At 31.9% G+C, this 20270-nt stretch carries 22 protein-coding genes; 17 read left to right on the top strand and 5 right to left on the bottom strand.

Features of this window, described 5'->3' with window-relative positions; translation table 11 throughout:
• Positions 1 to 48: 48 nt before the first annotated feature.
• From JBL43_RS02260 to flxY, 4 genes are all read right to left on the bottom strand, one after another.
• A complete protein-coding gene (locus tag JBL43_RS02260; protein WP_198839849.1) occupies positions 49 to 885 on the bottom strand; it encodes a DUF6438 domain-containing protein in 837 nt (278 codons plus the stop codon).
• An 88-nt stretch (positions 886 to 973) separates the two neighbouring features.
• Positions 974 to 2512 carry a YifB family Mg chelatase-like AAA ATPase gene (locus JBL43_RS02265; RefSeq protein WP_198839850.1) on the bottom strand — a complete coding sequence of 513 codons (1539 nt, stop codon included), beginning with the start codon at positions 2510 to 2512 and terminating at the stop codon, positions 974 to 976.
• Complete coding sequence (locus JBL43_RS02270) at positions 2502 to 3632, bottom strand: lysophospholipid acyltransferase family protein (protein ID WP_198839851.1); 1131 nt, start codon at positions 3630 to 3632, stop codon at positions 2502 to 2504. Before JBL43_RS02270 ends, JBL43_RS02265 begins: the two co-directional genes overlap by 11 nt.
• A 149-nt stretch (positions 3633 to 3781) precedes the next feature.
• Complete coding sequence (gene flxY, locus JBL43_RS02275; RefSeq protein ID WP_198839852.1) at positions 3782 to 5077, bottom strand: flexirubin biosynthesis putative acyl-CoA ligase FlxY; 1296 nt, start codon at positions 5075 to 5077, stop codon at positions 3782 to 3784.
• Between the two features lie 234 nt (positions 5078 to 5311).
• Between flxY and JBL43_RS02280 the strand changes: the two genes are divergently transcribed.
• Both JBL43_RS02280 and JBL43_RS02285 read left to right on the top strand, forming a co-directional pair.
• Positions 5312 to 5875, top strand: coding sequence for a hypothetical protein (locus JBL43_RS02280; RefSeq protein WP_198839853.1), 564 nt, complete (start codon positions 5312 to 5314; stop codon positions 5873 to 5875).
• A gap of 75 nt (positions 5876 to 5950) precedes the next feature.
• Entirely contained in the window at positions 5951 to 7153 is a 1203-nt protein-coding gene (locus JBL43_RS02285; protein WP_198839854.1) for a hypothetical protein, read from the top strand.
• A gap of 21 nt (positions 7154 to 7174) precedes the next feature.
• Here the strand turns inward: JBL43_RS02285 and pdxR are convergent, their stop codons facing one another.
• Positions 7175 to 8677, bottom strand: a complete 1503-nt coding sequence (gene pdxR / locus JBL43_RS02290) for a MocR-like pyridoxine biosynthesis transcription factor PdxR (protein ID WP_198839855.1) — start codon at positions 8675 to 8677, stop codon at positions 7175 to 7177.
• A gap of 79 nt (positions 8678 to 8756) precedes the next feature.
• On the opposite strand from pdxR, the gene JBL43_RS02295 reads away from it, so the two are divergent.
• From JBL43_RS02295 to JBL43_RS02365, 15 genes are all read left to right on the top strand, one after another.
• Positions 8757 to 9275 carry a DinB family protein gene (locus JBL43_RS02295; protein WP_198839856.1) on the top strand — a complete coding sequence of 173 codons (519 nt, stop codon included), beginning with the start codon at positions 8757 to 8759 and terminating at the stop codon, positions 9273 to 9275.
• A 194-nt stretch (positions 9276 to 9469) separates the two neighbouring features.
• On the top strand, positions 9470 to 9991 hold the full coding sequence (locus tag JBL43_RS02300) for a GNAT family N-acetyltransferase (protein WP_198839857.1): 522 nt from the start codon (positions 9470 to 9472) through the stop codon (positions 9989 to 9991).
• Positions 9988 to 10650 (top strand): pyridoxamine 5'-phosphate oxidase family protein, encoded by a 663-nt coding sequence (locus JBL43_RS02305; protein WP_198839858.1) that lies wholly within the window; start codon positions 9988 to 9990, stop codon positions 10648 to 10650. The genes JBL43_RS02300 and JBL43_RS02305 overlap by 4 nt, the downstream gene beginning before the upstream one ends.
• Before the next feature lie 191 nt (positions 10651 to 10841).
• Complete coding sequence (locus JBL43_RS02310) at positions 10842 to 11873, top strand: serine hydrolase domain-containing protein (protein WP_198839859.1); 1032 nt, start codon at positions 10842 to 10844, stop codon at positions 11871 to 11873.
• A gap of 126 nt (positions 11874 to 11999) precedes the next feature.
• Positions 12000 to 12446, top strand: coding sequence for a hypothetical protein (locus JBL43_RS02315; RefSeq protein ID WP_198839860.1), 447 nt, complete (start codon positions 12000 to 12002; stop codon positions 12444 to 12446).
• Between the two features lie 293 nt (positions 12447 to 12739).
• On the top strand, positions 12740 to 13132 hold the full coding sequence (locus JBL43_RS02320) for a hypothetical protein (RefSeq protein WP_198839861.1): 393 nt from the start codon (positions 12740 to 12742) through the stop codon (positions 13130 to 13132).
• Positions 13133 to 13150: 18 nt separating this feature from the next.
• The gene (locus JBL43_RS02325) at positions 13151 to 13618 is read left to right on the top strand and encodes a PEGA domain-containing protein (RefSeq protein ID WP_198839862.1); all 468 of its coding nucleotides are present in this window, start codon (positions 13151 to 13153) and stop codon (positions 13616 to 13618) included.
• A gap of 271 nt (positions 13619 to 13889) precedes the next feature.
• Positions 13890 to 14441 (top strand): hypothetical protein, encoded by a 552-nt coding sequence (locus JBL43_RS02330; protein WP_198839863.1) that lies wholly within the window; start codon positions 13890 to 13892, stop codon positions 14439 to 14441.
• Positions 14442 to 14775: 334 nt separating this feature from the next.
• Positions 14776 to 15228: a hypothetical protein gene (locus tag JBL43_RS02335; RefSeq protein WP_198839864.1), complete on the top strand. Its 453-nt coding sequence runs from the start codon at positions 14776 to 14778 to the stop codon at positions 15226 to 15228.
• 145 nt (positions 15229 to 15373) lie between these two features.
• Positions 15374 to 15964: an LURP-one-related/scramblase family protein gene (locus tag JBL43_RS02340; protein ID WP_198839865.1), complete on the top strand. Its 591-nt coding sequence runs from the start codon at positions 15374 to 15376 to the stop codon at positions 15962 to 15964.
• 217 nt (positions 15965 to 16181) lie between these two features.
• On the top strand, positions 16182 to 16946 hold the full coding sequence (locus JBL43_RS02345) for a hypothetical protein (protein ID WP_198839866.1): 765 nt from the start codon (positions 16182 to 16184) through the stop codon (positions 16944 to 16946).
• Between the two features lie 254 nt (positions 16947 to 17200).
• Positions 17201 to 18484 carry a DUF4236 domain-containing protein gene (locus tag JBL43_RS02350; RefSeq protein ID WP_198839867.1) on the top strand — a complete coding sequence of 428 codons (1284 nt, stop codon included), beginning with the start codon at positions 17201 to 17203 and terminating at the stop codon, positions 18482 to 18484.
• 246 nt (positions 18485 to 18730) lie between these two features.
• A complete protein-coding gene (locus tag JBL43_RS02355; protein ID WP_198839868.1) occupies positions 18731 to 19090 on the top strand; it encodes a hypothetical protein in 360 nt (119 codons plus the stop codon).
• A 123-nt stretch (positions 19091 to 19213) separates the two neighbouring features.
• Entirely contained in the window at positions 19214 to 19459 is a 246-nt protein-coding gene (locus JBL43_RS02360; protein WP_198839869.1) for a hypothetical protein, read from the top strand.
• 378 nt (positions 19460 to 19837) lie between these two features.
• On the top strand, positions 19838 to 20263 hold the full coding sequence (locus JBL43_RS02365) for a hypothetical protein (RefSeq protein WP_198839870.1): 426 nt from the start codon (positions 19838 to 19840) through the stop codon (positions 20261 to 20263).
• Positions 20264 to 20270: the final 7 nt, after the last annotated feature.

The following is a 20270-nucleotide window of genomic DNA, read 5'->3' on the forward strand; positions in this document are numbered from 1 at the left end:
AACACACACTACTACAATACATTTTTATTAAAAAAGTGAACTTCTAATTTATTGAGAAATCTTATATAAACTCAATTTTGACTTCTCAAATTTATGTGTTTCGTCAGCTTCTAATAGGTCTGTTTTTTTATCAATATTCAATAAAAAATCTGAAAGCTTATCCAATACGGGATGCTGATCATTCGTATTAATTTCTATCTTCTCACCATCAAACAAATCAACAATATAAGTATACCTAGGCGTGTCGTTACGTTTAGTTTTTTGTTTCCAATCTTTATCAATAGTATACAATTGGCTTCTGTTAAGAATCTTTTTCAATTCATAAACATCTTGCTTTGTCAACTTTCCAATAAAATCACCTTGAACTTCTGCATAATTCTTACCACGATAAAATACAGTTCCGTCCACATTAATTTGAACTGACATTGACGGGCAGGTACCAAAACAAGTAGAAGAATGAAAAGTTAAGGTCTTAAAATTAACCTTAGACAACAACTTACCTCTATTGTAAAAAATATACTGTTTTTCCTTTGCTAAAGCACTTGCATCTAGCTTATTATAACTTTCATTGCTTTGCGAGTTGACAGGAACAATGACCAATCTATTCTTAGTAATTTCTTTAATTTTGAACTTAAATTCTTCCGTTTTAAAATCCCCAGCCAATCTATAATTCATTTTGAACGACAAACTCTTATTCTCTAAATCAAATTGAACTTGCTGTTTGGTATTGTCAAAATTATATATAACGGCATCATTGTCAAAGCGGATATAATTTAAATCCTTATTGATCCACTCCGTCTCTGTTAGTATTTTAGTGCTTGCCTTTGATTGGGCATTTACTGAAATTACCACCGATAACATCAGTAATACATATAAATTTTTCATTGTAGTAGGGGTTGTTTTATATAAACGCATCGGAATTAGGTTATTTAACTAAAAATCAAACGCATTATGGCGTCAAATTTAGTAAAAATTATCCTAACCACCCTTCTCTATCCAAACTTCTATACTGAATGGCTTCTGAGATATGATCAGGCTTTACGGTTTCAGAATTATCTAAATCAGCAACGGTTCTTGCTACTTTCAATATTCTGTCATAAGCTCTGGCAGATAGATTTAAACGTTCCATCGCCGTTTTTAATAAAGACGTTGAAGCCTCATCTAACTTACAATATTTACGAATTTGCTTCACATTCATCTGTGCGTTATAGTGCACTTTCTGACTGCCTTCAAACCTATTCGTCTGCAATTGTCGTGCCATGGTAACTCGCTCTCTTATAACTTTACTAGACTCTCCTTTTCGCTCTTCAGAAAGCTTTTCAAAAGGTACAGGCTGTACTTCTATGTGAATATCTATCCGATCTAACAATGGACCTGACACTTTACTTAAGTACCTTTGCATCTCTGTAGGTGAAGAAGTTACATGACCTGGAGTATCGTTAAAATAACCACTTGGACTTGGATTCATACTCGCCACCAACATAAAACTACTGGGATAGGTAACTGTAAATTTTGCACGTGAAATAGTAACTTCCCGATCCTCTAATGGCTGTCGCATTACCTCTAAAACCGTGCGTTTAAATTCTGGTAATTCATCTAAAAATAACACACCATTGTGAGATAATGATATTTCTCCCGGTTGTGGATACGCTCCACCTCCAACCAATGCGACATCACTTATTGTATGATGCGGCGAACGAAACGGACGTTGCCCCATTAACCCTGAGTTTGCTTGCACCCTACCCACTACAGAATGTATTTTGGTAGTTTCTAACGCCTCATGCAAGGTCATTGGCGGTAAAATACTCGGTAAACGCTTGGCCAACATGGTTTTTCCAGAACCTGGAGGACCGATTAGAATAATATTATGACCACCAGAAGCGGCAATTTCCATACATCTTTTAATAGATTCCTGTCCTTTTACATCTGAAAAGTCAAATTCAGGATGCTCTAAATTATCTTCAAATTCTTTTTTAGTATCAACAATAGTAGGTGTTAAGGTAGAATTTCCTTCAAAAAAATCAATAACCTCTTTTATGTTTTCTACACCATATACCTCTAAGTCCTCAACAATTGCAGCTTCTTTAGCATTCTGTTTTGGTAAAATAAAACCTTTATACCCTTCTTCTTTAGCTTTAATTGCAATTGGCAGCACACCACGAATAGGTTGTAAACCACCATCCAATGACAGTTCTCCCATTATCAAATAGTCTGAAATGGTATCACCTTTAATTTGTGAAGAAGCTTTCAATATACCAACAGCTAAGGTTAAATCATAAGCGGCTCCTTCTTTTCGCATATCGGCAGGAGCCATATTTATGGTAATTTTCTTCCCTGGAATACTATAGCCATTGTTTTTTAGAGCAGCAGCAATCCTAAAATTACTTTCTTTTACTGCATTATCGGGCAAACCCACCAAATGATAACCAACACCCTTATCAATATTTACCTCAACGGTAATTGTGGTCGCTTCTACACCAAAAACTGCACTGCCATAGACTTTAGTTAACATTTCGTTGTTTGTTTATAACGGGATTTGCATACATCTTCAGTAAACGCTCTTGGATATCAAGGTCATTACTTTGGGATTGCATGTATTCTTTAAACTCATTTAAATTTTCTCGTGTGTAAAAATCGACAAAGAGGTTGGTTTTATGCAACATATCATAAGCCATATAATTGGTTTTAAATAACTTGTAGTTTTTATACACCAATCTATCCATTTCATCGGCAATCGCCCTAACTGTTGATTTTAAATCGCCTGAAAAATCAATCTTTTCAACATTTAGCTTTTCAAAATGTAAGCTTACATCACCCTTAGGTTCTTCAACACCTCTAATTATACTATTTATATTTTCGAATTTTGCTTTTTTATAACGACCTAACTCATCTTTTGTCTGCAACTCCACTGCTTTTTCAACCGCACAAGGTTCATATTCGTAAGATACGGAAGATATTACAATATGTAAGTCTTTTAAGGATTGTTTCAAGTTACTGCCACCACTCATTAACAGCATCCGCACTAAACCCGGAAAAGTTTTGTCGTTACCATCTTTTGTACGTCCATTACCCTGAGCTATCCATGAAGAAACCTTTTTATGAGAAATAGAATATCGTAAATAGGCAGATAAATTCTTGGCATTTTGCAACAACTCCACACGAGTACCCGATCTAAAAACCGTATACATGTTGTTCAATTTTGCCACACGTTCCATTACAGAATTTACAATGAGGTTATCGCCTAAAGAGATTTCAGTAAACGGATACCCTCTATGATATAATGTATATTGCAACAAACCTGAATCTAAAAAGATATCGCGATGGTTAGAAATGTATAAGTTATTCCCTGCTTTAGCTACGTCTTCTAGGCCTGTGATGTGTAAATTATGAATAGAATTTTCGATCAACGAACGAATCATCGGTTCAATAAAGTTGACTTGAAAATCGGCACAATTATTACATTTATTTAGTTTATATACAATCTCCTCATCTGACCAATCAGGATAAATATAACGTACCCCATTTTTAAATTTAGTATTGGTAGTTAACCATTGTAAGGCAGCATCAATCTGCTGTTGATTGTAAGGTGCAATGGTTTCAAAAATAGTAGCAATTTCTTTGGTTATTGTCATATAATGATTTGATTATACCTGTTTCTATTGGCCGTAGGCTCATTGTATCTTGTAATACAGCTTAAAAAACGGGAACTTTATTTACATCTTAGACTTGATGCAACAATATTTTTTTTTAAAAATATGGCATTTCCAATCAATATACAAAATTATCTTTTATCAATAAACAAAATAGGTTTTCTGCTCATTTTAGGGAATTTCAACGCATTAATAGACTCAATATCATGTATTTCCAACGTTGGCAATACTCTTAACTTGGCACGACAATGGTCTTTAATACGGTCTAATAATTCGTGGGAAGGTGATTCTGTTCCAATTTTTATCAAGATCTCATCCGTACCAATGTCATTATGAGAAATTTCTATGATGTAATTTTCAATGGCATCAAAATCATTTAACAAATCGTATAAAGCTGGTGGATATAACGTGGTGCCCTTATATTTTACCATTTGTTTTTTTCTACCCATAACAGGACTCATACGCATTGTATTTCTACCACAAGCACATGGTTCTCGATGCTCTCTAAGAATATCTCCCGTTTTAAACCGCAGTAATGGCATTCCTTCAACACCTAAGGTAGTAATGGTTAATTCGCCATACTCACCTTCTTTTACTGGATTGTTATCGTCATCTAAAATTTCGGTTATAATCAGTTCAGGATGATGATGCCCGCCTTGCTTAGCTTCACATTCTGTAAAAGCCGTACTCATTTCTGTGGATGCATAGGTAGAAAACAAATCAATTTTCCACTTTGAAGTTATTTTATTCGCCAACAGATTCAATGAAAAATCTTCATTACGCAATGACTCTCCAATACAGATGACCCCTTTAACGCTAGACGCATTGTAATCTATATTGTTGGCCTCGGCATAAGCAATCAATTTTAATAAAAAAGAAGGTACTGCAATTAAATACTTGGGATTAAATTTTAAAATTGAATCCCATTGTAATTCAGGTATACCCGCTCCTACCCTAATAATACTTGCTCCTAATTTTCTAACTCCTAAAAAATACGCCAAACCTGCAACAAATCGCCTGTCCATCGTTGTCATTAGCTGCACAGTGTCATTTTTAGTAACACCAGCACAGGCAAAAGAAATGGCTTCGTTATAGGCCAACCGATCTAAATCAGCATCAGTCAATGCGAATGTAACGGGATTACCCATGGTGCCTGAAGTGGTAACATAATCTACAATATCGTTTTTAGGCACACATAAAAAATCATCGTTATGGAGCTGCAAATCATCTTTGGTAGTAACCGGAATTTTAGCTAAATCAGACAGTGTCTTAATGCTAGAAATAGCTATGTTTTTGGTGGCAAATACATTTTTATAGTACTTAGAATTTGCTTGAAGATACGTTAATAAGATCTGTAATTTCTCTTCCTGAAAATGTTGAATTTCAGCAGTAGATTTAGTTTCAATAGTTGGCGTCATGCAATACATATGTGAGCGGGCTAAAGTATGAAAAAAGTGGACAGTAAAAAAAGTTTACAGCAGGCAGTATTTAGTTCTCTAGCTTTTTTAACTGTTTATAACACGCCTTTAATAAAAATAACATATGTAACAGAGTAGTGTTTCTAGCCCTTTTTTAAAATTAGAATTTATTTTAACAGAATATTAAGAAGTTGGCAAGGTTTTAGATAAACCTCTACTTTTACTAACGAAAACTTTAATAAAATGAGAAAACTACAACTTTTAAGCCTATTCACTATCATTTCTTTAACCTCAGCTTTCGCTCAAGAAGAGTGTGATCAATTTAAAACAGAACTAAATAAAAAGGAAGCCAAAATTGCAACTCAAAAAGATGCCATTGCAAAACAACAAAAAGAAATAGCATACTATAAAGAAACACTCCATTTAATTAATTCTAAAATTTCTACGGAAAGTAACGATGTTACCTTTAAAATTACGTCAGCAACTGGAGATGCGAACACTGCAGAAATACATGTAGAAGGAATAATGATAAATAAAGGCGTATTGAGAATGATGCAGATTGGGAGAACAGAAGCTTTTGACCCAAAAGGAAATAGCTTAAAGTACTCAAAACTGAACATTGGACTTGGTAGACGTGTAGATAAATTATTTAATGATGTTCCTGTAAAATTCTCTGCTACATTAAAAGGAGCAATAGAAGGAACTCCATTTATTAAAAGCTTAGTCGTTGAATTTTATACAAAAAGTAATGGTCCACAAAAAACAATAAGTGTTGCTTTTAAAAATATACCTGTTGTTTGGAAATAACACATATGACGCTTCACTTTTTATGGTAGAAAATGTACATTTATGCAACACAACTTAAGCAGCAACTTTATATACATGAAAATCATTATAGCCATTCTATTATTTCAATTACCCTTAATTACTATGGGTCAAACTTTAGAACCCGCTGAAACCATTGAAACTGTTGAAGTGGAGCACTATGAAGAAATGGAAAGTTCTAAAAAATTCTTGTTCCAAGGAAAACTTAAAAAGGGTCTCAAAGAAGGGGCATGGATTACATATTACAATCCCAAATATTTTACAACCCAAAAGGACACCCTTTATATTTTCTCAGAAGGTACTTATGTTAATGGAGTAAAAAATGGTACTTGGAAATACTATGGAGAACCAAGAGGGATTGCAAAAGAAAATTATAGAATTAAATACCCCAACATAGACTCAATTGTGCATTTTAATAATGGTATTAATGCTAAAACCTATACGTTCGATTATTTTAATCAACTTGAAAATGAAATTGAACGAAATGATTCTACCCATATAAAAACAACATTTTACCCCCGAAAAGTTAATTGGAATAAAAACTTTAGAACCGACACCCTATTTAAATACAAATCAATTACTTATTTAAAAAAAAATTTAATTGTTGAGAGTTTTTTTAGAGAAAATGGTAGTCAAATCAAAGAAATTTTTACTAACGATTATGAAAGTAATACACTTTCAAAAAACTTTAACGGTTATTTATCATATTATAGAACTTCTTACGAAAAAACATATTCCATTTATACCTATTATAAAAACGGGCAGGTTATAAGAGAGAAAGATTATGTTGATAATAGACTTTACAATATGAAGTGTTATAATGAAGATGGAGAGCCAGTTGAAATGGGCACATTTAAAAATGGCAATGGTGTACTTTATTCCAGAAGTTTAAAGAAAGTGAACAACAAATATCAGTTTAAAAACACTATAAATATGGCAAAAACATATGTTGATGGGTTGTTAACACAGCTCTGTTATGATTATAACACCCCCATTACTAGTTGGAAAAATGGTGACAATTGCCCTAAAAAGAACATAATATTTCACCACCCAAACGGTAAAATATTCTTAGACGAAATTTACAATGATAACAAACTTTATGATGTAAGGTATTTTGACAAAAACTTTAACTTTCTATACATAGGAAGCTTTAAGAAAGGTAATGGATGGTTGAAAAGGTATAAGTTAGGTAGCGACAAACCTTATCTCGAAGAACTTTATAATGATGGGATTTTAATTCAAACGAAGAAATTATTATAAATTTGAAATAGCTAAATGATTTCAAAAAAGTTGAGGACAACGATACATTTCCATGGTTTCTTCCATTGTTTTCTTTAATCGGCGTATCAATTCTTGAATTTCTCCTGCATTATAAGATGCAAAACCAATACGGATACAATTATGGCCTAACTTGGCACTATCGTATCGTTGCCAATTGCCAATTTCTAATTGGTTTTTTTTAGCCACTTCAGCAACAGTTGCCCAAGAATAATTTGAATTCAATTTTGCCCAAACCGCCATTCCTCCTATTGGCGTATCAAACGTAATACAACTGCCCAATTCCTCTTTTAGCAGTTTACAAAACAAGTTACGTCGTTGCTGATTAATTTTCATCACCTTACGAATATGCCGATCTAAATCGCCCGACTTTATAAAATCAGCAAACGTCAATTCTAACAATGCATCCCCTTGCCTGTCTACAATACCTCTTAATTTCGAGGCTTCATCTACAAATTCTTTAGAAGCAATTAAATAACCAATTCTAAAAACAGGAGCCACCGTTTTACAAACCGAACCAATGTATATTACGTTTCCGTTGGTATCGTGACTCGCTAATGGTAAAATTGGAGCGTGGTTATAATTAAAATCGTAATCGTAATCATCTTCAATAATTGCAAAATTATAGTGTTTTGCAAGGTTTAAAAGATGAATTCGTCTTTTGGCGGAAAGCGTTACGGTTGTTGGGTGATGATGGTGCGAAGTAACATATACCGCCTTTATTTGTTTTCGTTTACACAATTTTTCAATGGCATCAGTTACTATTCCGTCTTTGTCTACCAAAACACGTTCTAAGGTAGCGTGTTGATTTAAAAAAGTAGTATCTGCTGACAAATAATTGGTGTTTCCTACCACCACTACATCATCTTTTTGCAGCAGTAATTGTGAAGATAAATAAATTCCCATTTGGCTACCCCGCGTTATCAATACATTTTCCTTAGAAATATGTAAACCTCTAGTTTCATTTAAGTAAGCCACTAAAACTTCTCGCAACGTATCATTACCATAGGTAGAACCGTAAGATAAGTGTTCACAAACGCTTTTTTTGGAAGAAATCCGTCGATAGGTTCTTGCAATTTCATCCATGGGCGTTAATCTCGCATCTGAAATACCATCATCCAAATACATGAAATTCTCCTTTCTTATGAGAAGGTTTTTAGGTGAAATAGTATTCTTATAAAAAGAAAAGCCGGCATTTATTTTTAAATCAGAAACTTCTGTATCCTTTAACTTTTGCTGATTCAATACTGGTAAATTACGATGGACAAAAGTTCCTTTTTTAGGAATACTTTCTACCCATCCTTGAAGCAACAACTCTTCATAACAAGCAACAATAGTTTTCCGATGCACATTTAATTGTGCTGCCAATGTTCTACTACCAGGAAGTTTGGTGGTAGGCACCAAGGTTTGATTTTTTATCAACTGAATTATTTGATTAGACAATTGTAAATACAATGCCTGATTGCTTTTTCTATCAAATTGAATACTGGTTTTGTATGGAAACATCTGGACTATTGATTATATCTATTCTGGATGATTATAACAGTCCACAAATATATTATTTTTGAAGTATAAAACAACCGAAATGACAAAACTAGACTTAAACTCATCAGAATTTGATGACTATTATTTTAGATATATTGATAAGTTATCCAACAAAACGGAACTTAGAAAAGGCTTTGAAACTGGAAAAATAACAATAATTAACTTTTTTGAATCCATACCTAAAAAAAAATTAACGCATCGTTATCAACCAGAAAAATGGAGCATCAAAGAAATATTACAACACTTAATAGATACCGAACGTATTTTTATGTATCGGTGTTTTAGAATTGCCAGACAAGATAAAACGGCCTTGGCAGGATACGATCAAGATGATTACATTGCACCCTCTGGAGCGGATGAAAAAACGATTGCCAATTTACTAAACGAGTTTACTACAAACCGTAACCATTCCATTTCATTATTAAACAGTTTAACCGACCAAAATTTAGCTTTTGTAGGGAATTCTAGCGGTAGTGCAATGTCAGCAAGAGCAGCCGCCTTTACTATTATAGGTCATGACATTTGGCATATGGAAACCATTCAAAATAAATATTTATAGTTTGTTAGCAATAAGACCCAATTTCGAACATTGCAACAAAGCTTTACCAAACACAGCCACTGATGCCATGAATACCGAGATATTTAAAAAGATATCTCCAGAAAAAAGATAAAATAAAAAATGTTATATATTCAACACGTATTAGTTACACACAAAACAATGATCCAAGAAAATTAAGATTAAAAAAAGCATTAATGGTTACGATAAAAAAAGCTACGGCAAAGAATATAGCAGTATTAGCCTCATTGGCAAATAAGACATTCTCTGAATCTCATGGTGGTTATATTGATGATAAAAAAGATTTATTAAACTATGTTAACGAAAATTTTTCAGTTTCTAAAACAGAACAAGACTTTAACAATCCTAAAAACTTGTTTTATATTATATATGTAGAAGGTTTACCAGCTGGTTATGCTAAATTAATAGTAAACGAGCATCAAGAAAATGTAGTTTCAAAAAACAACTGTAGATTAGAAAGAATCTACATTTTAAATGATTTTATACCCTTAAAAATTGGGCAACAATTACTACACTTTTTAGAGGCGGAAGCTAAAATATTACAATTAGATACCATGTGGCTTTCTGTTTATATAAAAAATTATAGGGCCATCAGATTCTACGAAAGAAATGAATTTAAAAACGTGGGCGAATATATTTTTAAGGTTAATGGTAAAGGATATGAAAATATAATTTTCTCAAAAAAAATAGCACAATGAAATCCTATTCAAAATCGAAATTAAACAGGGTAAAACGTGGACAAATCAGAGCTACGTATGACGTTGAAAAGATAAACACCATTTTAGATGCCGGTTTTATAGGCTATGTGAGTTATGTTTACGAAGGCGGAGCCATTACATTACCCATGGCGTATGGAAGAAAAGACAACAAAGTGTATTTGCATGGCTCGCAAGCCAACAGAATGCTACTCGCTTTAGTAGAAGCAAAACAAATGAGCATGACAGTTATGCATTTAGATGCATTGGTGTTGGCACGTTCTGGTTTACACCATTCTGTAAATTACCGTTCTGCAACGGTATTTGGTACGGTAAAAAAAATAGTAAATCCAAAAGAAAAAGAGGCCGCTCTATTCTGTTTTATGGAACATATGATGAAAGGACGTTGGGATGGTATTAGACCCATGCACCCAGAAGAAATTGACCGAACCTTGGTGGTAGAAATGACTATTGAAACCGCCTCTGCTAAAATAAGAGATGTGGGTGTAGGTGACGAACCTGAAGATTACGAATTAGAAGTGTGGGCAGGTTTAGTTCCCCTAAAGCAAGTAGCCGAATACCCAATTGCTGATAAAGGCTTACCTCAACAACTAGAAATTCCGAAACATGTATTGGATTATTATGAGCAACGCAAAGCTTGAAAATTCGTGGACTACTAATGGAAAGTGCTGAAAACACATTGATATAAATACCACATAAATTTAATTTATTAACTTTGAATACCTTGTTACTTGAAGAAATCTGTATCTAAATGGCTACTTTTTTTTTTATTTAGCAATTAAATTTGACGATAGACACTTAAAAAACGAGTGATTGCAAATATGACTTTATTATGAAACCGCAAATAAAACGCATACTGAGAATCCTGTTTATTATGGCAAGTATAGGCTCTCTCTACTTTGTACCGTGGATTCTTGTAAAAGCATGGATAATGCCACTCCCTGATACTGTTCAAGAACAATTAAATGAGGCGATAACGTACGGTTTTGACGGCATGATTGTGTATGTTGATGAAGCAGGAAAGCCGCCAGAATTTTACGCAGCAGGATATAAAAATAGAGCAGAAAAAACGCCTGCCGATCCAACATCATTATTTAAGATTGCCAGTATAAGTAAGTTGTATGTGGCTGTTGCCATTACAAAACTGGTACACAACAAACGGTTGTCTTTAGATGAAACCCTTGCCCATTACTTTCCTGAATTGGTAGGAAAAATAGCATATGCAGATAAAATCACCCTCAGAATGATGGTTCAACATCGTAGTGGCATTCCTAATTACGTAGATCATCCTCATTTTTGGGATAATCCGTCAAAAAATAATAAAGAAGCCCTTGCGTATGCATTAGATATGCCACCAACCTTTAAACCCGATACTGATTATGGGTACTCAAACACCAATTATTTGTTACTCCGTAGGCTTATTAAAAAAACAGTGGGTTATGATGACCACCAATATATAAAGGAAGTTATTTTAACACCTTTAGGCCTGAAAAACACGTTTGGATCTTTGAGTGAAGTAAACATAGATGATGTAATGAGTGGTTATTATGTGGGTTATGACGACGATTTTAAAACAGATAATGTGGGTATGTTAGCTACTGCCGAAGACGTGGGTATATTTATACGAGCATTAAATGAGGGTACTGTGTTTGACAAAGGTGAACAAGAAATCTACAGTTCTATTTATGAGTATGATCACACCGGATTGGTACCTGGCTACCAAAGCATTGCAAAATACCACAACGACATTGACACCGTAGTTATTCAATTTATGAGTACTACAAATTTTGACGGCTACAACTGGAATTTATCAGAGATATTTTATAGTAGAATTGTAAAAATAGTGAAGAAAAATAGACAGTAAAATAGGACATTACAGCTACACTACTATTTAAAATGTTAAAGCTATTTATGGAGCAGTAAATGATAAAATAAATAATGTATTTTTACCTCATAAATAGATTTTACAAATATCCATTCCCAAAATTTTATGAAACATCTTAGCAATAGCGTACTACTTATATTTATTTCAGTCACTTTTTTATATTCTTGTAGAATTGACCCAAAAGCAACACCTAAAACGAAGACCAATACCACCAACTCCATTACAGGAGAGCCTGCTCAAAATGCAAGTGGCGTTTGGCACTTTACCTGCCTAAGTGGTTGTGCTGGCGGTGCTGGTGCAGCTAGCATGTGTGAGACTTGCGGAAACCCGTTAGTACACAATACGGTATATCATGGTACAAGTACACCAACACCTGCTGGTCCTAATGCAAATGCTCCCTTTGTTGTACCACCTGCTACAACAAGTGCTACCAATGCAAATGGCGTTTGGCATTATACCTGTAGTAAAGGATGTGCTGGAGGCTCTGGTGCAGCTGGCTCTTGTGTTAATTGTGGAACCACATTAGCTCATAACCAAGCGTATCACCAGTAAAACATACGACACCCCAGTATTTTATTGAATTTATTAATTCAATCTCTCCATCGTTTTTTGAAACACAATACAACCCGTAATTGTGAATAAAACAGTGCTCTCATTTTAACATTTAGTTGTTCAAATAGTTTAACTTTGAATGGTTCGCTGACAAACACTTATTTTTTCTATAGATATTAGTTGGAAATTAGGTTTTGTTTGATGAAACTTAAAACCAAAACGGATATAAACGCTCCCGAAGTATAGGAACGTTTTTACAATTAATTATGCGTAATCTAGAAAAATACAAGCATATGAGAAAAATAAAAAAAATATTGATTTTAATAACAGTAATCGGAATTACAAGTTGTAGTCCAAAAATTTCCACAAATTTTACTAATCCACAATCAAAATTGTCAATTGATGAAAAAGTAGCACTTTTAGATATCGAACACAATTTGCCAGAAAATATTGTTAAAGTCGGTGAAATGAGATTTCAAGATTCCGCATTTACCACGGACTGTAGTTTTAATAGTTTAATGAATCAAGCAAGAAATGAAGCAAGACAAAATGGAGCAAATATTGTAAAAGTGATAGAAAAGAAAAAGCCTGATTTATGGAGCACTTGCTATCGATTAAAAATTGAATTCTATAAATATTCTGGAGATGTTTCATCACTACCTCAATACAAATTAAAACTTGACTAAATCTAAAAAAGCCTACCAATGAAAATTATTATTAAGACGATTCTACTTTCTTTAATTGTATTACTTTCCAGCTGTGCAACAATTATTTCTGGCTCAAGACAAACCGTAGGAATAACTTCAGAACCAAGTTCTGCCAAAGTTTATATTAACGAAATTGAAATTGGAAAAACACCAGTTGAAAAAAAACTAAAAAGAAATCAAGAATATCAATTAATAGTGAAACTTGATGGATATAAATCATATGAAACTAAATTAGTTAAAAAATTTAACGCTTGGTACATCGGAAATGTACTAATTGGAGGAACCATAGGATTAATTATTGACCCAATTACTGGTGCAATGTTTAAATTAAAACCAGAAGAAATCGACGGAGATTTAAAAAGTGGAACAACACTAAAAACGAAAAATGGAAATATTTATGTAAACATAAGTATGGAAATTGACCCCAATTGGAATAAAGTAGGACAACTAGAAAAATCTGAATAAAGCCTGCACGTAATAAAGATGTATAAAAAAGTCTTGGGTATATTTACAAGGTCGCCAAATCTTAATCATTAACCGCCGAGAGGGAATTAAAAAAATTATTATAACTACAACCCCATTTATAAAATACATGAAACTACAAACAACTAGTACTTTTAATTTATTAACTTTGAATGGTTCGCTAACAAACACTTATTTATACTAAGTTTAAATTTTTAGAAATTAAATATTGTTTGGACAAAACTTAAAATGACAACCGATTCAAAAACTACGTATGAAAAAAATTATAACAACATTTACGCTCATTTGCTTTGTAACTTTTGTAAATGCACAAAATTTTAAGGCACTTTATGAGAAAATTTTAACATTTGATACCCAAGAACAATATGATGAAGCTGATAAAGACATTCTAAAAGCCGTTGATTATTTGCTAACTCATGAGCATAACGAAAAGACTGAAAATTACAAGTATGCATTAAAAAGCATGATTAAATGGATGGATGGAACTTCCAAATATGCCATAATTATAGGTGGTAAATTAGCAGAGGATCTCAGTAACAAATCACTAATGCTGAATATGTATATGGCGGGTATGGCCAAGTATTTACTTACAGAGCGGTTTGAAAACAATAGATATGTGGATATTCAAGCACAAAAGGAGAAAAATTTTATGGAACGTGATGCCGTACGAGAAATTCAATTAAATGGAGCAAAAATAGTACTTGATTACATTGAAAATTTTGCTAAAATTGAACCCTCAAAAAAAATAAAAAAAGCCATTAAAGCATACAAAAAAGATAAATTATATAGTTATATGTTTGATTAAAAAGCTGGCTCATAAATTACGTTACTCCTACTCAATATAGGATAGATAAAATGAAAAGAGTCTTTTCAATAAAGAATATTTTTATTGCTTTCGGACTGATTCTTTTTGATTTAGCTGTTTACATATTTTTTGGCCTAATGCTAATGAATTATGACAATTTCTATGATAAAAGCAAAGGGGAATATTGGAGCTTAGAAAGTATGTCCCTTGAACAAAAGGTAAATTATATTGGATTAAATATTTGGCACATGATCAATCTTCTTGTAATTGGATACTTGATTTACATAGTGATAAAAACAATAGGAAAAAATATACTAGAGATCAGACGTGAAAAATGAGCAAAATAAGATTCTTTCTTACTGAATTTGATGATTTTGAATTGGCATATTTTTCCAAATTCAAACTTCCGACCTATATGAAAGTTACGCAATCTAAAATAAAAGAATATTTGGCCGAAAGAAATTTAAACAAATCTAAAATTGACAAATTGATTTCTGAAAATCCAAAATCAAAATTGGATGATAAAAAAATAAGATGTCCTAGATGTTATTCAGATAAAATTAGAGTGAATAGTGTAGCATGGACAACTACTGGTGGAGGAATTGGAATTGCGGATGAAGTTGCAACATGGGACGGAGTTGAAGAACGTGTAACCTACAAAAATGAAATTATTTGTGATGTTTGTGATTTTTGGTTGGAAGACCCTAATCAGGAAAAACCTTTATCAACTTCAAAAAAAGTAATATATGGAATGTGGGACATAATAATTGGCATATTTAGGAATTAGAAACGATTTGCATAAAGGTATACCCCATACCCTTTCGTAAAAAGAGCAACGAGCAACATATACATTGGAGTCCAGCTACCAATAAAAAAACGAGGCGAAATTGAACAGCCAAATAGTTCGAAAAGAAATTAAAGCTATAAAAAAGATGAATTCCAATTTTTTTGAATCAAACAGTTATTTTATTGATGAAAAAGTTAATTATTTTAAGTTTGAAAACAGTTATAAGGTATTTAATGACAAAGGAAAAGAGATAGGTTCTGTAAACCAAAAGCTATCATTTGGTCAAAAAGCCCTGAGTTTACTCTTAAACAAAAGCATGATGCCTTTTAAACTAGAAATAAAAGATACTGCAGGCAAATTGCAAACAACAATTTCTAGAGGTTGGACCTTCTTTATGTCTACCATAGTAATTGATGATGCTAAAGGCACTACTATTGGTTCTATTAAACAGAAATTTAAATTTTTTAAACCCACTTTTAAAATATTTAATACATCTGGACAAATGATGGCAGAAATTAATGGCGATTGGAAAGCATGGAACTTTCAAATTAAAGATAATTATGATAAACCTATAGGAACCATCAGTAAAAAATGGAATGGTGCTATGAAAGAAATTTTTACCACCGCAGACAAGTATAATGTAGATTTTAATGCCAGCTATACCGATGTAACTAATAAAATGGCAATTCTATCAAGTGCCATAACCATTGATATGGTGTTGAAAGAACGTAAATAGTTACGCACAAAACCCTGTTCATAAAATAGTAGTAACTACAAACAACTAATACTTTTTATTTATTAACTTTGAATACGCTCGCTGACAAACACTTAACTCTTCTAAACCTCCTCTTTTTAGAAATTAGTTTTTGTTTTCATTGCGACTTAAAAATATATTGGGTATATAGGTAATGGTACCTAAACCCATACGTTGTGCATAATTAAAAAAAATAAAATTGAACTATAATATATTCATCAAAAATCAAAGCGGAACGTTTAATATTTTAGACGCAAATGAAGAAGAATTAGACAAAATATTGGACGTTTACAAATACGGAAAAGACACCGTTTTTATAAAAGGTAAAAAATATTGGTTTACGAAGTTACACGAAATCCAAATTTTCACATTTGAACATCAAGAACTGAAAACTGAAAAAGACCTTTGGGAAACTTGTAAATCTCAAGACTTAATAGAAAGAGGTTATTTAGGATTTGGCGAATGGCTTCCTATAAAAATTTTAGAAAAAGTTGGAACAAGAGTAACGGATGATTTTATAACTAATGACTATGGCTATTTGAAAGATGTCAAACTTGGAACATCAGTTAAAGAAAATTATGTTGACCCTGAACGGATAGATGAACTAAATGGAATAGATGACGACGACTTTGATTTTACAAAACTTGTGGCGTTTCTAACTGAACTGAATATAGCTTACTCACACGGATTATTTTTGTCGATTCCACCATTAGTCAGAGCTATTATTGACCATATTCCGCCAGTTTTTAATAAAGCTAATTTTGCTGATGTTTGTGGAAGTCACGGAACTCATAGTTTCAAAGAAAGTATGAAAAACCTAAATAGTTCAAGTAGAAAAATTGCTGATGCTTTTTTGCATTCTCATATAAGAAAACAAGAAAACTTACCCAATAGAACACAAATAAATTTCAGCAATGATTTAGATGTCTTATTACAAGAAATAGTTAGAGTGCGGAAAAAATAACTATGCACAACACCACCTATATGCCATTAATTTTGGCTTATTTATTGGGGTTTTGGCAAGTGCTTTTAAAATATTTTTTCTTCAAATAACTCATGCTGTTAGTAGGTATTGTTTGGGGAAACGCAAGGGCTACGTAAAAAAATACTTTAAAAGCGAAAAGGTCTGTGTTCTATCTATTAACTTTAGTGCTTTATCAAAGAAAATTAACGGCACATAGCCAAACGTTAGCATACATTAGTCAACCAAACGAAATTATGAGATATAGAAATAGAATTAAACTTGCCCCAGGTTTAAATATAAATCTTTCAAAATCTGGAATTAGTACAACTTTAGGACCAAAAGGAGCAAGTGTAAATATTGGAAAAACTGGAGCGTATTTGAATACAGGAATTCCCGGAACAGGTTTGTACAATAGAACAAAAATTTCAAAATCTGAAAAAAGCACAATTAACAGTAATTCTGCTTCTAAAAATCAAACACAAGTTGGAGTAAAGTTAGACTTAAACGAAGATTATCAACCAATAGTTGAAATCTATGATAATAACGGGGAAAATATCACATCACAACAAACAATAAATAAGCTTAAAAGAACACCTGAATACAAAGAGAATCTTAAAAAAATTTACAAACGTTATTATAACTTAATAATTGAAGAAACGACTGAATTTACAGATTTATACAAACATATTCTTAAACCTATTACTAAAAAGGAAATTCAAGATGAAATTGAAAAATTAAAACCTCAAAAATACGCAAAGAAAAGATTTGACATTTTAAAGCCTTCAAAGTTTTCTATTGAAAAAGAACTTTTAAAAGAAGCTAAAAGCAAGTTTAATTCTATTTTATTTTGGAAAAACAAGAAAAAAAGAACTCAATTTATAGCTGATAATCTAGAAACAGAATTAAAGAAATCCCTTGAAAATTGGAAAACAAAAAAAGAAAATTTTGAGAATTCTGAACAAACAAAAGAAAAAGATAAAAATATAAATTATCATAAAAGTTTTGAACGTGAAAAGGAAAATCTAATAGGTAATTTAAATGCAACTGAATTTTATGTTTTGAACAATTTTGAAACAGTACTCAATGAAATTGACATAAAGCCTGAATTTTTTATTGACTTTGAATATGATGAGAAAAATAAAACGTTTTTAATTGATTTAGATTTACCAGAAATAGAACATTTACCAAAAGAAACTGCTTCAATTTTACAATCAGGAAAAATATCGGTAAAAAAGAAAAGTGAAAAACAATTAAAAAAGGAATATGCAGAATGTGTAACTGGACTTGGCTTATTAGTTGCTGGAATTTCATTTATGGCTTCTGCTGGAATTGAAAATGTTGAAATTTCTGCTTACACTCAAAGAATAGATAAAAAAGACGGACAAACGAAAGATGATTATATTTATTCTATTCAATTAGACAGAGAGAATTTTTCTAAAATAAATTATCCAAAAATTGACCCAGTAAATGCTTTTCAAAATTTCAATAATAAAATGGAATTATCAAAATCGTTTATTTTCAAAACAATTGCAATATAAAAATAAAGTATGCTAACAACGAGTATATGCCATTAATTATGGCTTATTTACTGAGTTTTGGAGCAAATACTTTTAAAATATTTTTTCTTCAAACAACACATGCTCTTAGTAGGTATTGTTTAGGTAAACTCAAGGGCAACGTAAAAAAATATTTTAAAAGCGAAATGGTCTGTGTTTTATCTATTAACTTTATAGCTTTACGAAAGAAAATTAACGGCACATAGCCAAACGTAGCCAATTAAAGAAATGAGTGCTGAAAATGAAATTTTTATTCCAAATCAAAAAACTCGGAAAAAGTTAGCCGAAAAACTGAATTTGGAATTTGACGAAAATATGCAAGATTGGGAATGGGAAATATCTGACTCAAATCGAATTGCTGAATTCATAACAGAATATGATAATCGGAATTCTTCACAAGCGGAAAAAGAAACGCTAATGGAAATCATTCTTGATAGTCTGAACGATATGAAAAAAACAGATAGTGTATTTGAAAAACATTTGAATTCTGTTCTTTTACGATTAAAAAAGAATTCTGAAATTCATAAAGGAACAATTAAATATTGGAAAAACGGAAAATTTGATATTTCTGAACTTCTGAAAAAATAACTGGCTACAACAAAGAACTGAGCTAAAAAACAAACAATTTCTTCATTAAATTTACACACTATTATTCTAGGCTCAAAATACTATTATTTGGTGTTTTGAATTTTTATTTTAATGCTCCTTATTTTGAAAAAACTAAAATCTGAATTTACAATAAACGAAATTGGAAAACTCCAATTTTATAGTGGTATTTTAGTCGGTATTGGTTATAGCATCATTCTAAATTATCTATTCAGATTTACCTTAAAGGTGGCTAATTTCGGAGTGTTTATCAACGAGTGGAAATGGGATTATGAAATCAATACGTATTATTATTATTTAATAGGTTTCACATCTGTTGGCTTTGCGTTTTGTTATACTATCTATATTTAGCTGAGTAATCCATTTACACCAAATAGAAAAATAAGATTACGTTTAAGAATGTCTCAAACAAATTCAATTTGGCTTCTCTTTGGCACATTACTATTTCTATTGAGAATGTTTTGGTTTATGGCAGGTACTCCATTAACAATTGAAAAAGATTTTCCACTCACTGGCTTCATGCTTCCAGTGGTTATCTACCTTTTCTGTTGGAATTTAATTTCAACTATTTATAAATCAAAAAAAGTATTTCTAGTAACTACATTAATTTTTATATTAATAGGTCTTATTTTAAGTGTAATAAATTAATAATAAATGAATAGGAATAAATTATTCATACGAAGCAACCAATCTTAGTTAAGCACATCTCTATAAAAACTCACCATACCTATGAAAACTTCTTTTTATTTATTCTCAATTTTAGTATTATTTATTGCTTGTGATGATGCTACTGACGAACCCTTAACAGCCAATGAAACGTTAATGGTTGGTGAATGGAAACAAAATGAAGCTTATATTAGTGACGGTGGCCCTCAATACTGGATTGATGTAGAAAATGGAGAAGAAATAAAATTTAAAACAGATGGTACATTTTCATCTAACAACTATACGGAATGTAGTACTGGGAATTTCTCGGTAAATGAAAATAAATTATTTTTAGAATATGACTGTGATGGTTTTGAAACAATATCAGAAAATGAAAATGGTATCATAACCTATAATATAGAGCTATACTCCAATTATTTTATCCTCACTCCTACTAGCGGACCCATTTGTATTGAAGGTTGTAGTTATAAATACCAGCGGAAAAATTAAGCTTTTA

Origin of the sequence: Aureibaculum flavum (assembly GCF_016406085.1) — a bacterium.
Classification (GTDB): Bacteria; Bacteroidota; Bacteroidia; order Flavobacteriales; family Flavobacteriaceae; genus Aureibaculum; species Aureibaculum flavum.

Bases quoted from the DNA above. Each gene is read 5' to 3' on its own strand.
- JBL43_RS02270 (WP_198839851.1), bottom strand. From the start codon at position 3,632: ATGACAATAACCAAAGAAATTGCTACTATTTTTGAAACCATTGCACCT.
- JBL43_RS02295 (WP_198839856.1), top strand. From the start codon at position 8,757: ATGACAAAACTAGACTTAAACTCATCAGAATTTGATGACTATTATTTT.
- JBL43_RS02350 (WP_198839867.1), top strand. From the start codon at position 17,201: ATGAGATATAGAAATAGAATTAAACTTGCCCCAGGTTTAAATATAAAT.
- JBL43_RS02325 (WP_198839862.1), top strand. From the start codon at position 13,151: ATGAAAATTATTATTAAGACGATTCTACTTTCTTTAATTGTATTACTT.
- JBL43_RS02335 (WP_198839864.1), top strand. From the start codon at position 14,776: ATGAGCAAAATAAGATTCTTTCTTACTGAATTTGATGATTTTGAATTG.
- JBL43_RS02265 (WP_198839850.1), bottom strand. From the start codon at position 2,512: ATGTTAACTAAAGTCTATGGCAGTGCAGTTTTTGGTGTAGAAGCGACC.
- JBL43_RS02300 (WP_198839857.1), top strand. From the start codon at position 9,470: ATGGTTACGATAAAAAAAGCTACGGCAAAGAATATAGCAGTATTAGCC.
- JBL43_RS02365 (WP_198839870.1), top strand. From the start codon at position 19,838: ATGAAAACTTCTTTTTATTTATTCTCAATTTTAGTATTATTTATTGCT.
- JBL43_RS02260 (WP_198839849.1), bottom strand. From the start codon at position 885: ATGAAAAATTTATATGTATTACTGATGTTATCGGTGGTAATTTCAGTA.
- JBL43_RS02315 (WP_198839860.1), top strand. From the start codon at position 12,000: ATGAAACATCTTAGCAATAGCGTACTACTTATATTTATTTCAGTCACT.
- JBL43_RS02330 (WP_198839863.1), top strand. From the start codon at position 13,890: ATGAAAAAAATTATAACAACATTTACGCTCATTTGCTTTGTAACTTTT.
- JBL43_RS02305 (WP_198839858.1), top strand. From the start codon at position 9,988: ATGAAATCCTATTCAAAATCGAAATTAAACAGGGTAAAACGTGGACAA.
- JBL43_RS02310 (WP_198839859.1), top strand. From the start codon at position 10,842: ATGAAACCGCAAATAAAACGCATACTGAGAATCCTGTTTATTATGGCA.
- JBL43_RS02340 (WP_198839865.1), top strand. From the start codon at position 15,374: ATGAATTCCAATTTTTTTGAATCAAACAGTTATTTTATTGATGAAAAA.
- JBL43_RS02355 (WP_198839868.1), top strand. From the start codon at position 18,731: ATGAGTGCTGAAAATGAAATTTTTATTCCAAATCAAAAAACTCGGAAA.
- pdxR (WP_198839855.1), bottom strand. From the start codon at position 8,677: ATGTTTCCATACAAAACCAGTATTCAATTTGATAGAAAAAGCAATCAG.
- JBL43_RS02320 (WP_198839861.1), top strand. From the start codon at position 12,740: ATGAGAAAAATAAAAAAAATATTGATTTTAATAACAGTAATCGGAATT.
- flxY (WP_198839852.1), bottom strand. From the start codon at position 5,077: ATGTATTGCATGACGCCAACTATTGAAACTAAATCTACTGCTGAAATT.
- JBL43_RS02280 (WP_198839853.1), top strand. From the start codon at position 5,312: ATGAGAAAACTACAACTTTTAAGCCTATTCACTATCATTTCTTTAACC.
- JBL43_RS02285 (WP_198839854.1), top strand. From the start codon at position 5,951: ATGAAAATCATTATAGCCATTCTATTATTTCAATTACCCTTAATTACT.